14 protein-coding genes are annotated in these 13,428 nt (G+C 34.3%); 13 read left to right on the top strand and 1 reads right to left on the bottom strand.

The window, feature by feature from the left end:
• Positions 1 to 271: 271 nt before the first annotated feature.
• On the top strand, positions 272 to 1,162 hold the full coding sequence (locus IPJ83_08125) for a hypothetical protein (GenBank protein ID MBK7880510.1): 891 nt from the start codon (positions 272 to 274) through the stop codon (positions 1,160 to 1,162).
• On the opposite strand, the gene IPJ83_08120 is transcribed toward IPJ83_08125, so the two are convergent.
• The gene (locus tag IPJ83_08120; protein MBK7880509.1) at positions 1,137 to 1,376 is read right to left on the bottom strand and encodes a hypothetical protein; all 240 of its coding nucleotides are present in this window, start codon (positions 1,374 to 1,376) and stop codon (positions 1,137 to 1,139) included. The two genes, IPJ83_08125 and IPJ83_08120, sit on opposite strands and share 26 nt — an antisense overlap.
• A 170-nt stretch (positions 1,377 to 1,546) precedes the next feature.
• Between IPJ83_08120 and IPJ83_08115 the strand changes: the two genes are divergently transcribed.
• From IPJ83_08115 to IPJ83_08060, 12 genes are all read left to right on the top strand, one after another.
• Positions 1,547 to 1,975 (top strand): MarR family transcriptional regulator, encoded by a 429-nt coding sequence (locus tag IPJ83_08115; GenBank protein MBK7880508.1) that lies wholly within the window; start codon positions 1,547 to 1,549, stop codon positions 1,973 to 1,975.
• The gene (locus IPJ83_08110; GenBank protein ID MBK7880507.1) at positions 1,976 to 3,448 is read left to right on the top strand and encodes a hypothetical protein; all 1,473 of its coding nucleotides are present in this window, start codon (positions 1,976 to 1,978) and stop codon (positions 3,446 to 3,448) included.
• Positions 3,449 to 3,645: 197 nt separating this feature from the next.
• A complete protein-coding gene (locus tag IPJ83_08105; GenBank protein ID MBK7880506.1) occupies positions 3,646 to 4,428 on the top strand; it encodes a hypothetical protein in 783 nt (260 codons plus the stop codon).
• A 390-nt stretch (positions 4,429 to 4,818) separates the two neighbouring features.
• Entirely contained in the window at positions 4,819 to 5,031 is a 213-nt protein-coding gene (locus IPJ83_08100; GenBank protein MBK7880505.1) for a hypothetical protein, read from the top strand.
• Positions 5,032 to 5,856: 825 nt separating this feature from the next.
• Positions 5,857 to 6,981: a histidine kinase gene (locus IPJ83_08095; GenBank protein ID MBK7880504.1), complete on the top strand. Its 1,125-nt coding sequence runs from the start codon at positions 5,857 to 5,859 to the stop codon at positions 6,979 to 6,981.
• A gap of 939 nt (positions 6,982 to 7,920) precedes the next feature.
• Positions 7,921 to 8,835: an alpha/beta hydrolase gene (locus IPJ83_08090; protein ID MBK7880503.1), complete on the top strand. Its 915-nt coding sequence runs from the start codon at positions 7,921 to 7,923 to the stop codon at positions 8,833 to 8,835.
• Between the two features lie 199 nt (positions 8,836 to 9,034).
• The gene (locus tag IPJ83_08085; protein ID MBK7880502.1) at positions 9,035 to 9,253 is read left to right on the top strand and encodes a hypothetical protein; all 219 of its coding nucleotides are present in this window, start codon (positions 9,035 to 9,037) and stop codon (positions 9,251 to 9,253) included.
• Positions 9,222 to 9,911 carry a DUF998 domain-containing protein gene (locus IPJ83_08080; protein MBK7880501.1) on the top strand — a complete coding sequence of 230 codons (690 nt, stop codon included), beginning with the start codon at positions 9,222 to 9,224 and terminating at the stop codon, positions 9,909 to 9,911. The genes IPJ83_08085 and IPJ83_08080 overlap by 32 nt, the downstream gene beginning before the upstream one ends.
• Positions 9,912 to 10,120: 209 nt before the next feature.
• Positions 10,121 to 11,011, top strand: coding sequence for an alpha/beta hydrolase (locus IPJ83_08075; GenBank protein MBK7880500.1), 891 nt, complete (start codon positions 10,121 to 10,123; stop codon positions 11,009 to 11,011).
• A gap of 363 nt (positions 11,012 to 11,374) precedes the next feature.
• A complete protein-coding gene (locus tag IPJ83_08070) occupies positions 11,375 to 11,788 on the top strand; it encodes a hypothetical protein (protein MBK7880499.1) in 414 nt (137 codons plus the stop codon).
• Positions 11,772 to 11,972: a helix-turn-helix transcriptional regulator gene (locus IPJ83_08065; GenBank protein ID MBK7880498.1), complete on the top strand. Its 201-nt coding sequence runs from the start codon at positions 11,772 to 11,774 to the stop codon at positions 11,970 to 11,972. The genes IPJ83_08070 and IPJ83_08065 overlap by 17 nt, the downstream gene beginning before the upstream one ends.
• Before the next feature lie 227 nt (positions 11,973 to 12,199).
• Positions 12,200 to 13,363: an erythromycin esterase family protein gene (locus tag IPJ83_08060; protein MBK7880497.1), complete on the top strand. Its 1,164-nt coding sequence runs from the start codon at positions 12,200 to 12,202 to the stop codon at positions 13,361 to 13,363.
• Positions 13,364 to 13,428 lie beyond the last annotated feature (65 nt).

The raw sequence follows: 13,428 nt of genomic DNA, 5'->3' as shown, positions 1-13,428 counted from the left end.
TGTATCTAGCAGACATTAACCGAAATGGAAACATTGGCTGAAATATAAGATTGATTTAGAAAGGGTGAGCATTTTTCAAAAAGGAAAAGTCGGATGAGTAATAATGGAGACATTTGGCCACATTACATTTCCGATCTCATTGGCCTCAAAAGCTTTTGGCAATATATAACCAAGTTGAGAATGTTAAAAGAAATATTTACTCCTCTTAATATTTTTTATTTGTATATTTATTCCGATTACAAGTATTTCATATTCCAATAAAAAAGGCGGCATGAAAACTAAAACATTATGCTTATCCATTTTAACTTTTATTATTCTATCGTCTCTTTCTTGCAGGATTGCCTCACAAGAAGAATGTGATGCTTTTAAAGTCGAAATAATTCAGGAAGGCTCTGATATCCTAAAAGTTGAGTTGAGTGGTGGAATAGGTCCCTATTCTTATGAATGGTCTAATGGCCTTGGCAATTTTACGCAAATATCCGTAAGTCAATCAGGTTTGTATGAAGTTACCGTTATAGATACCTGGACTAAGTGTAAAAAATCTGATGGTTACCAATTCACTGCATCTCAAAACAGTAATTGTGGATCCTTTACCTCGGTAAGCGATGCGGATAACAATTTATATGACATCGTTACCATTGGCACACAATGTTGGATGAAATCCAATGTCAACATAGAAACCGGAATTTCAAAAATTACCGATAAAAACGAATGGGTGAATTCGAAAAATCCAGCGTGGTGTTATTATGATAATGACGTAAATAATGGTCCTAAATATCAAAAATTGTACAACTGGTACGCTGTCCAATCCGGTAAACTGTGTCCACAAGGGTGGCATGTACCTACCATGGCTGATTGGGAAAAATTGATCACTTTTTTGAAAAATGATTCCCTGGCAACCATCTCAATGTTAAAACAAGATCCTCTTTGGAAAGTAAGCAACAACGCTACCAATGTAAGCCAATTCAGCGCATTACCCGGAGGAAGAAGACAAACCGATGGATCATTTGTATTTGAAGGTACCGAAGCCGATTTTTGGGCTTCTGAGGTAAGTCCTAACGGCGTCACTCAAGCCATCACATTGAACGCTAACTCTGCAATAATATCCAGGATTGGTTGGAGCAAGATCAATGGTTTTAGTTGCAGGTGTGTAAAGAACTGAATCGAACTGCGATTCGTTTGAGTATATTTTTTTCCAAAAGTAAGTCAATAGTACTTACCACATAACCCAAGGATCCCTCTAAAGCATCAGCTAAAGGGGCAGCCGCCTCTATAGAAGGCTTATCCTCAACACGCTCGTACCAATCCATAAGCGAATGATAGGTATTTAGAAGCATAGCCACATCATTTTGAGAAAGGTTTTTGCTTCTCTGCATTCTCATAATATTTTATCAAAACTGCTCATTATTAGTCATTTATAGATCAACGCATTTCATTTAGGTAGTTTTTTTGGCCCCATGAAATTTCAGGAATTTTACAAAATATTCGTTTTTTGTAATTTTAATTGATATATCAATTATATTTACATCAATTAATTCATAAACACATGGAAAAAATTGACCAAATAGTATTTTATACCCTTGAAAAATCCATTAAATCCTATCGGCAGTTCGCACAAAAAAACATAAACAAGAAAGGCTTTGACATTACTATCGACCAATGGTTAGTTTTAAAAACTATTGAGAGTAATGAAGGTATGAGTCAACAACAAATAGCTATAAATGTGTTCAAAGACTACGCATCAATCACTCGGATAATTGAGATATTAGTCAACAAAAAGTTTTTAGAGAGGGCTTTTCATTCAGCTGACAGAAGAAGATTTGATTTAAGCATAACCAAGTTGGGTTTAGAAATACTTACTAGACTGACACCTATAATTGAATCTAACAGAAAACAAGCACTTAACGGAGTTACCAAATCCGAAATTGAATTCTTGAAAAAAGTACTTAATAAAATCACAGAAAATTGCATCTAAATGGAAAAAGCATTAACCCTTACAGCCATCTCTTTCATTTGTTTAAGTCTGCACTTTAATCTTGATGCACAAGATGGTTTTTCGAATAAAAGTTTATTTACAGTAGAAGAACTACAGCAAGACTTTTCAGCACTAAGAACCTCTTTAGAGGAAAGTCATCCCGGGCTTTATATTTATAAATCCAAATCAATTGTTGATTCTATATTTCTTGCCAATTACTCCTCCTTAAACAAAGCAATGACCGGAAGAGAATTTATGCTTTTAGCGTGCAGAGTAACTTCACAAATGGGTGATGGTCATTTAAGGGTCGTGCCGCCAAAAATACAATTGGACTCTTTGGATAACGGACCAACAGCAATTCCTTTTAATGTCTATTGCATGGATAATAAATTATATGTTAGAAAAAACTATTCACCATTAGATGATAAGGAATTTATTGGGTCTCAAATTATTTCTATTAATGGCCATTCGATAGAAAGCTTTATCAAAGAATATCTGCAGATTTTTCCATCCGATGGTAATAATCTAACCCATAAATACAGATTGCTTTCAAGCTCTCGATATTTCACCCGATATTTCAATATGCTATACGGTTATGCAGAACAATATAACGTAGAGTATATTTCCTTGAATGAAACAACTCTCAAAAGGAAAACACTTCAAGGATTGACTTTTGATAATTTATTAAAAATAGCAGACGAGCGTTACCCTGCCAAAATTGAAGAGAGAAAACCTGCTTTCTTTAAAATGGACGAGGATAAAAAATTTGCTTATTTAAGAATAAAATCTTTTGACAAAAGTCAATACAAAAAGAATAAAATGAATTTTAAAAAGTTTCTTAAAGCTTCATTTAAAAAATTGGAATCAACTCAAGTTCCAAATCTAATTATTGATGTTCGTGAGAATGGAGGTGGGACGGATGAATATGGCAAAATATTATTTTCTTATTTCGTCAATGAACCGTTTGATTATTATAAATCATTACGAATGAATAAAGAAAGATTTGATTCCTTTAAATACACAAGCAGACCTGACATGAAAGCCCCTAAAGGTATGTTAAAAGGGAATAATGAAGGGACATTTGACAACGTCCAACATCCGAATGTTGGCAAGCAGAAGCCTTTATCTCCAACTTTCACCGGCAATATTTATGTGTTAATAAATGGTTGGTGTTTTTCAACTACCAGTGAATTTTTATCTCAACTTCATTTTCATACAAAAGCAGTCTTTATAGGCGAGGAAAGCGGAGGGGGGTATTATGGTAATTGTTCTGGACCAACCCCAGACTTTACTTTACCGAATACCAAAGTGAGGATTGAAATTCCATTGATGAATTATCGAATGGCTGTAAAAAACTATCCATTTCCAGACAGAGGGCTAATTCCAAATTATACGGTGACACCAAGTATTAATGACAAGATAAACAATATAGACTTAGAATTAAACTTCACTAAAAAACTCATAGGGGATTAGTAAAGTCCACTGATTAACAGAAACTAAGAGTAATTCAAATGGACGTAGTATGATAAAGTTTTGTATCTTTAAACAACTATTTGTATGTGTAGAAAGTTGAGTTTTTCATAAGCCAACTAATGGTAGCCCCAAAATGTTTGAGGTATTTGTAGCCGTTTATAGACGAGTAAAAAAAACATTGATTGGAATAAAATTAAATGAGAGTTCAATTATTTGAGTTTGAAGATTTATCTTGGTTTCCTGACGTTATTAGAACAGGAGGAACTGATTTTTTACGTTATTTCTTAATATCAAGCGAACTTTACAAACCTATAATTCCACTTATCAACCAAGCACTCAAAGACACTAATGAAACTAAAATGATCGACTTATGTTCAGGTGGTGGCGGTTACATAGAGCAAGTGTATGACGAATTAAACAAAATTAGTGGGCGTAAAATTTCAATAACACTTACAGACAAGTTTCCAAACATAAAAGCGTATGAATTTTTAAAGGAAAAAACCAAGGACGGAATAAATTTTGTAGCGGATTCTACTGACGCTGCAAATGTTCCAAAAGAATTGAAAGGTTTTCGCACTATGTTTTCGGCTGTCCACCATTTTCATCCAGACCAAGTAAAAACTATTTTAAATAATGCCATAGAGAACCATGCAGCGATTGGTTTTTTTGACGGAGGTGAAAAAAGCATCTTTGCAATTCTTGGACTGATAATATTGCACCCAATTGCTTTTATTATTTTTACACCATTTTTCAAACCATTTAAAATTTCTCGCTTATTTTTTACTTACCTCATACCTCTGATTCCTATTTATACTGTATGGGATGGAGTGGTATCCATTTTGAGAATGTACAAACCAACGGAATTACAACAAATAGCTGAAAGTTTAGGGGCTGAAAATTATATTTGGACAAGCGGAAGAACCAAAAACCGCTTTGGCATTCGTGCAACTTATTTAATCGGTTATCCTAAAAACATATGACTATTAAAGCATATAGACTTTTGATTGAGTCTTTCCTTCTTGCTATTTTATGATTGGTTTGTGTGCCAATCAGTGATTGTATTTTATCTTTTGTTTTTAATGAAATCAAAATCAAAGTAGCACTACAAAACAAATCCTGGCAGGTATCACAAGCGAAATAATAAGAGCGTTTATAACTTGTTATCTTTATTCCGTTACAGAATAAAAGGGCAGCAATCTAATTCACAGAATTAAACATGGTTTGCTATATAGTGCTTTATCGGAAGTTTGTATTTAATTCTAAGCGCTTTTTATTATCAGTTAAATTCTCCTTTGTGCTTTCTAATTCTTGACACATTTATACTGACAGCACAAGGAATCATATCGGGAATTGTACTTTAAAAGGTTTTCATGAAAAGGGAATTAATAAAACTACCTACCTTTAACAATGGATTTATGAAAATGGTGGAGGTTGTCTTTTTAACATTAGTGCTTTGTTTCAAGGTCATTGTTAAGAAATCCTATAGTGCCTACTTTCTCGGCGGTCAGCATAAACCAAAAGCACCTGCTTCTTTATCTAGGAATCCCTTAGAGGATAGTGTAAACAGCCTCCCTTTTAGCTAAAATATTTATTGGACAATATGTTACATAAATTCGAATCTTGATAATAAGGATTATTGAAACCCAACTAATTGACAATAATATAAAATCACTTATTTATGCTCTTTCAGTTGAACTTTGACAACGATTTGGGAATACAGGACAAATTTTATTTCAAGAGCGGGATATAAAAGACTCAAAATCTATTTTTGTAAAAGCAATATAGACAGATGAAGCAATTGACTGTGGTGGTATAAGACCATTCTCTGATGGCATAGCAGAATTGAAAAGAATGTACACAAAGTATAAGAGAAATGGAATTGGGAATAGTTTTAGATTATATTGAAAACCAGGCTATAGAATTTGGTTATAATAAAATCTGGCTTGAAATAAGAAAATAAAACATAGAGTCATGTGATTTTTACTTAAAGAATGGCTATGTAAAAATTCCGAACTTTGGAAGATATGTTGGCAATAATAAAGCTATTTGCTTTGGAAAAAATTTGAAAATAGCAACGAGCTGCTAACAATAGTATGACAATATGGCAGCTGACACATATAAATAGACTCTTGTTCTGCAACAACTATTGGAACTTTTATTAGCGCAAGGCAAAAGAAACTGCACTTCGCCAAGCTAAAAACCGTTGAACACCTCTTTAACGAACCGTCTGTGTAAATTCAATTGTTTTTTAGTGGACTTTTGCGAAGACACTTTTTTTTTCACCACAGAACACCTTTCGGGTATTGCTTACAATCATTTTACATTTTTTACAATTCGATTTACATTATTTTACATGCGATTCATACACTTTCCATTTATGTTTGCAGAAATAAATTCACGGATTAATTATGAAATTCATTCACCTTTTTGCTTTGCTTATGATGCTTGTTTGTTGCACTTCCTGTGGACAAAACCAAACCAACGTTCCGCTGGATAAAATCAAGTCCATTAAAGCAAATTACTCCGATGCTCAACTTAAAGAGGCGGACACCTCTCAGGTACCTATGAGTATGGTGCGTAATGTAAGGCAAGACAGGAATGGAAATATCTTGATTGCTTCCTATTTAGGTGTCTTTCGGTACGATATCCACCTGCCGGACAGGCAGGGAGATTCTTTTACCAATCTGACAAATAAAATAAGTTCGCCCCGCTTCTCCAGCTTCTGGGATGTCCTGGAAGATCGAAAAGGCAATCTTTGGTTTGCAACCAAAGATTCAGGGGTTTATTTTTACAATGCTCAATACCTACCTGACGAACAAGAAAGCTTGCGTCATTTTACAACAAAGGATGGGCTTGCCAGTAATACAGCGTTGCATATTTATGAAGATAGAACCGGTAATATTTGGTTCGGCACACAAGGTGGCGCTAGCCGTTACGATGGGAATTCTTTTCGAACTTTTACCACAGAAGATGGGCTACCAAATAATGATATTAATACCATCCTAGAAGATAAGGCAGGGAAGTTATGGTTTGGTTCAAGGGGGGACTTAAGTGTTTATGATGGCAAAACTTTTACCATTCTAAAAAACAAAGACGGTAAAACCTTTTCGAACGTATGGGGAATTACCGAAGACAGAAAAGGGAATATTTGGTTCGGTGCGACTATAATAGAAGATAAAAGAGGCGATACCTTGTTCGTTTCACAGGGTCTTTGGCGCTATGACGGCAGCATCTTTACTAAGGTATCGCAGAAGGGCGCTAATGCTATAATCGAAGATAAAAATGGAAACATCTGGACTACTGGTGCAGATGAACCTCCTCGTTTAGGGCAGGTCTGGTCGCTTTCCCGTTATGATCAAAAATCCTTGTACGATAAAAATCCCTCGGTAACTGAAATAAAGTCCCAAACAGGAATGCTTTTAGGGATTTTAGAAGATGTGAAAGGAAATATTTGGTTTGGTTCTGGAGGTGGGGTGCATCGTTATGATGGAAAGACCATTAAGGACTTTAGAAGGGAGGAGAGAAATAATTAGCCAGTGATTTAAAGTTAAGTTGGAAGAGTAAAGTTACTTTCTTGAAATAGTTGAACAGGAGAATATTTAAATGTCCAAAAGAATTTAAAACTGTTTGACTAGCGAGAAAAACAGCGAACCGCTAACATGGGTCTTACAAAATGGCGATTGAAGTTCTGCTATGAAATATTTGTCAAAGGACCAACATTAAGAATTCAATGGAATCGAAGTGATAAAAATCCGCCACGTCATACAGTCCAAAATCGTTGGCGGTAAGTGCAAAGGGAAGCCAAAATCAACATATAGGTAATAAAACCTAAAGGATAATTTGAACAATAAAAAATGATTTCTTTCAAATGCAAGTTTTTGCTTTTCTAACAGATCTACTTTATAGGACTGCTTGCAACGGACCATTTAAATTAGATTTTCTAAATGAAAAGGAACATCCAAAACCTATTAGAATCAAAGGTACCTTCTGATATTGCAATGTTCAATGTGTTTTACTGGATAAAGAAGGTAATCTTTGGTTCGGAATCAAAGGAATTGGACTTTATACGTATGTGGAAAAAGCGTTTAGCCATTCACAGTAAACGAGGGGTCGAATAGTAATAATATTTCTTCCATTTTGGATGAAAAAAATAGAAATCTATGTGTTGGTACAAGAAAAAAAGATCTCTACCTTTACGATCGAAACAGATTTATTACTAATTCGGAATATAAACACCAGCCTGCAAAGAACTAAATACTAAAATTTGCAACAACCGACAAAATTGAACTAAGGTAGCGTACTCTGAACACAGTTTTGGATCCGGCGGTCTAATGTGCAAACTTCGGGCAGTATGATTATAACGAACTGAATGATTCGAATCCCTCCGAACGCAAAACCAGAAAACATTATCGGTAAGCTTATCGAGACATTCTGTAAGCGATAAACAGACAATTATGAATAAACTTTTTATAATAATTTTCACATTTTCATTTTTTGCTACCAATTGTTATCGACAGAAGGCATCTAACCCAAAAACTGAGAAAGTTTTTCTTGACGATTCCGATAATACAAAAAACTGTTACACCATAATATATCCATCAAAACTTCCCTGGACTGGGTATATTTTTCTAATTCCAGGTTTTGGTGAAACAGCTGAAAACGTCTTACTACAAACTGATCTACCTAACAAGTTAGCCATTAATGGGATTTGTACAATTATTCCAACTTTTCAAGATGGAGTTTTATCTTTTGGAGTTGATAGTTTAAGCCAACAAACTTTTGACAAAATTCTCAAGGATGTAACATCTAAACACAAACTTATTGGCCATAAATTTTATATAGGTGGATTTTCAATTGGGGGGAGTTGCGCAATTAAATATGCCGAAAATGCCGCCATTAAACCAACAGCAATTTTTGCGATTGACCCACCACTCGATTTTGAAAGATATTATAATTCCGCAATAAGAAATATTAGACTTTCAAGAGACAAAGAAGCCAATCCGGAGAATGTTTATATGGTAGACAGACTGGAGAAAGAAACCGGTGGAACTCCAACAACAAACCTTATCGATTATTACAATATTTCGCCATACTCATTTTCAGACACTACTCAAAGCGCAGTAAAAAAACTAACAAAAATACCTTTGAGAATTTACACTGAGCCTGATATTAATTGGTGGTTAAAAGAACGCGGTGAAGACTTTACAAGTATGAATGCGACTGAATGTTCAGCAATGATTAATGAATTGAATAGACTTGGAAATCAAAATGCAGAATTAATAACAACTCAAAATAAAGGTTATAGAAAACCTGACAATAGAAGACATCCTCATTCTTGGAATATTGTTGATCATGAAGAATTAATACAATGGTTACTAGACCAGTAGTAACCTATACAGATAACAACCGTATAATAAGTTTGCAAATTAATTGAAAGTTCACATTTAACTAACACAAGAAATATTATCTTAGCCAAATATATATGGTTCAGAGGCTCACGGCTTCAGCAAGCGCTGGAATCTTAATGCTTATTCAAAGATGATAAGATCAACTATACAGAAACAAATATATTTAAATCCATAAAAATTGAAAAAGATTAATTGGAAGGAAGTATGGAAATTTTTAGCGGGTGCATTTTTTGTAACTGCGGGGGCAAGTTGGTATTTCGCTTACTTTAAAATAAACCTTCCATTCATGGGGACTACCATGACCCATAAATTTCTATTCATTCGCGGGTTCATTCATTTTACATTGTTTCTGATTACATTCTATTTTGGATTTATTAAAAAAGAGAATGAAAACTGATTCAAAAACAAATACTCTTTTACTTTGTGGTGCAATTGCCGGTCCGTTATTCCTAATTGTAGTTCTGATGGAGGGCATGTTGAGACCTAACTACAGTTCATTATCATATCCATTAAGTTCACTTTCAATTGGAGATACCGGTTGGACACAGATTCTAAATTTTATTATTACTGGTATTTTATTAATTATTTTTTCACACGATTTAAAACAGGTATGCAATTCAGATAAAGCAAAATTCCGAGGACCATTACTAATTAGATTAGCTGGAATCGGACTAATTGGTGCAGGCATCTTTGTGACCGATCCAATTTTAGGCTATCCAGCCGATAAGCCCCTTGTGCTAAGACAGTTTACATTTAGCGGACATTTGCATGACGGATTTTCCATGTTTGTTTTTATTTTTTTACCCTGTGCGTGTTTTGTTTTTCGTACATATTTTATTTCCAATAATAGGAGAGGATTGGCGAACTATTCAGCTTTTTCAGGCTATGCTATGATAGCAACTTTTATTATGACGAGTATGGGATTTAAACAACTATCGGGGTTTGTATATTATGCTGGTTTATTACAGCGTCTATGTATTTCAATTGGTTTGACTTGGATGACACTGATTTCTATACATTTGATAAAAAATCAACTTGACCACAGCAGTAATTAAACAAGACCAACAATCCTTTATTGCGAGGTCATATGTAATTGTGGTAAAGTGGTTAGACAATTTTATATTTTACTGGCAAGTTATGTATCAGGATATGGTTGGGCGCCCATAAAATCCTCAACTAGTCATGTTGACATGCGTTAACCGTCATAAGCTGTGACACAATGATAAAAAACTGCACAATATTTATAGACGAAAAAATTATGAAAATGAAATTAGGCATAACATTATTGGCGATAATTATAACTTCCTGCGGACAAAGCTTGGAATATGATAATAGTTTTATCCGATTCCATCTTTATGGCAAAGGAGAACCTGTATTTGTTTTTAGCGGCGGCCCCGGGAATGACTGCCATCAGGAAGAGGATGTTGCTATAAAAATCGGTGAAAAATATATGGCGATTTTACTGGAGCAACGTGGCACAGGACTTTCTATGCCAACTGAATTAAATAAGCATACCGTAAATCTTGATGCATATATCAAAGATATATTGTATGTGATGGACAGTTTAAAAATTCTCAAAGCAAAATTTTATGGACATTCATGGGGTGCGATGTACGCTTCTACCTTTGCTGTTCAATTTCCTGAAAAAGTTTCTTCACTTGTTTTCATTGCACCAGGAAATATAAAGTTAGGTAGGTCTTATGGCGATACGATTTTCACCAATAGAATGGCAAAGCTAACAAATGAACAGCGTAACCGATTTGATCAACTTAGCAAGATAGATGCCCACAAAATGTCAACTTCTGAGCAAAGTGAAGTAGCCAATTTAAGAGCGACATTTAATACCTATGACACCACCAACCAAGATTGGAAGTTTGCGAAAATTAAAAGAGGCACTACTAACTCAAAAACAAATGCCTTGATGATGGAAGATCTTGAACGAATAAATTTCGACCTTACCCAAAAACTTAAATCGTTGAAAATACCTATTACAATAATTACTTGCAAAGAAGACCCTTTGGCATTTTTTACAGTGGAATATCAAAAATATGTACCACAGTCAATAATTCAATGGCTAGACAAATGCGGTCATTTTCCAATGTATGAACAACCTGAATTATTCTATCCACTACTCTTCAATGCATTAAACCGTTGAAGTTCGATTGCAAACATTGGGATTGCTAAATTTTTGCCTGGGCGTTGGAAAAATGGAGTGTTTTATCCCTGTTGTGCTTTATCTAGGCCGGACAAGCATCACCGGGCTATTGTTTGTTGACGTGTAATTTAATGTTTTTAATCACCGGCGGTTCAGGGTGGAGGACCCATAAATTCCAGCCTTGGTACCTCCAGCTGCTTAACAGACCATTGAAAAGTCGTTTTAACAACATTATGCTTACATCTTCTGGCAAAAAATACTCAAATTGTCCATAGACCTATTAGTCATATAAATAAGACAAAATGTAAAGAAAACATGACAATATGAAAAGTTTGCTTATCTTTGTGTTTTAATTTTAAGCAAATGGACAATCAAAAAAAACATTTAAACGACCGTATTTTAATATATGCGGTAATCTGGAGCCTAAGCTATGTAGGTAGCTTATTCGCCTTAAAAACATTGGAAATTCCAACAGAAGCAGGAATAGTTTTGACTGTAATAACGGTGCTTGCTTTTGCATTATTTATCTACAAATATTACAGGAGCATTTTCTTTATGGATGAAGTTCAGATCAAAATTCAAATGGAAGCTGTAGTTATTGCCTTTTCATTGGGACTTTTACTTTTGATGACATTGGGTTTACTTGACCTGGTCATAACATTGAATAAAAATGATTGGAGTTACAGGTATTTAGTCCCTCTTTTTGTCGCTTTTTATTTTTTTGGACTTTTCATTTCAAAACGCAAATACAATTTTGACGATGAAAAACACGATTAAAATAGAAAGAGCAAAGAAAAATTTTACCCAGGCAGAACTTGCTGACAAAATTGGAGTTTCAAGACAGGCTGTTAATTCGATAGAAACAGGTAAGTTTGTACCTTCAACAGTTTTGGCTCTTAAAATGGCGAAAGTATTTGGGACTACGGTAGAAGTAATATTTCAGCTTGAAAATTCTGACTGACGAAAATACTCCTCAAACCGGCTTTAAAATATGACCGCAGAAATCCTTCTATAAACATATATGCAAACTTCAAAAGTTGAAATTCTAATGAACTTTTTATTAAATGACGGCTTATTGACTAAGACACAAGATGTGAGTGAATATTCAAATAGATGAAAACCTTAGGAATAATATTTATTTTCATTGCTCAATGTGTGAATGCACAAATTCACTCTATTGAGGATTGGGTGAAAAAAAATAATATAAGTATAGATAGCACATATGGGATGAATTCTATTATTGGGAAACCTGAAGTACAAATCATTGGCTTTGGTGAAGCATCGCATGGTCAAGGAAGTTTTTTTACACATAAAATCAACAGTTTTAAATGGCTTGTTGAGAATGAAGGCTTTAGGATTTTTGCATTAGAAGCTGGCTTTGCAGAATCTTTGGTAATTAATCAATATGTGCTTTATGGAAAAGGCAGCGCAAAAGAAAGTTTAACATACCTTAATTATGGTGTATGGCAAATTGCAGAATTCGTGGAACTAATTGAGTGGATGAGAGCATATAATGTCAACAAGTCTGCAGAGAAACGTATCATGTTTTACGGTTTTGATTGTCAAATGTCAAAAGGCGGAGTAGATTATATAAAATCCGTTAGCCACATCATTCAGTATAATTTTAGGCACAATGAACTTTCACTCTTAGATGATTTATTGCAGCTACAACGTACACGAGACAGACGATTGGCTAAACGAATACATCCGCTATTATCGAATTTTATTACTTCATTTGCTAAAAGAATATCTGATTCAGACCAGGATGTAACTTTCAAAAGGACTTCTCTAACTGTATTGGAAAATTTACGATACTTTTGTGATACCGAAAGAAATAGTGAAAATCAGAACAGCTTAAATCGTGCAAGATTTATGGCAGATAATGTACAAAACATACTTGATATAGAAGGCAAAAATATAAAAATGGTGCTTTCTGCTCACAATGGACATATCTCTACAAATCCAAAAATGAAAGAAGCTGGATTTTGGTTAAAGAAGAAGTTTGAAGGTAAATATTATGCTTTGGGATATGAATTCAACCAAGGTAAAATTTTAGGATTTGATGTCGTAGATGAAGAAATTGTTTTCCAAGAGTTGACAATTCAACCATCAGCAAAGGGTACATTGGGCAACCTCCTTTCAATTTTTGTTGGAAAGGATTGTTTGCTTGATTTAACTGATTCTAAACCGGTTTGGTTTTCAAAAAGTCAAACCATTTCTGACATTATGGGATGTTATGGACAAAGAGGATGTATGGATAGATATACTAAGACTAATTTATCCTTATCGTACAACGGAATTATTTATATTGAATATACAGAGGCAGCAAAGCGAATGGAAATCATTCATTAACATTGGTTACAAAGTACTTACTTCTAATGTCGCACGGTACGTTTCTGATCTGTTGTATTCAGTAA

The organism is Candidatus Vicinibacter proximus (genome assembly GCA_016713905.1).
In the GTDB taxonomy this organism is placed as follows: Bacteria; Bacteroidota; Bacteroidia; order Chitinophagales; family Saprospiraceae; genus Vicinibacter; species Vicinibacter proximus.
The sequence above is the reverse complement of the archived record's forward strand: the minus strand, read 5'-3'. Positions and strand labels throughout refer to the sequence as shown.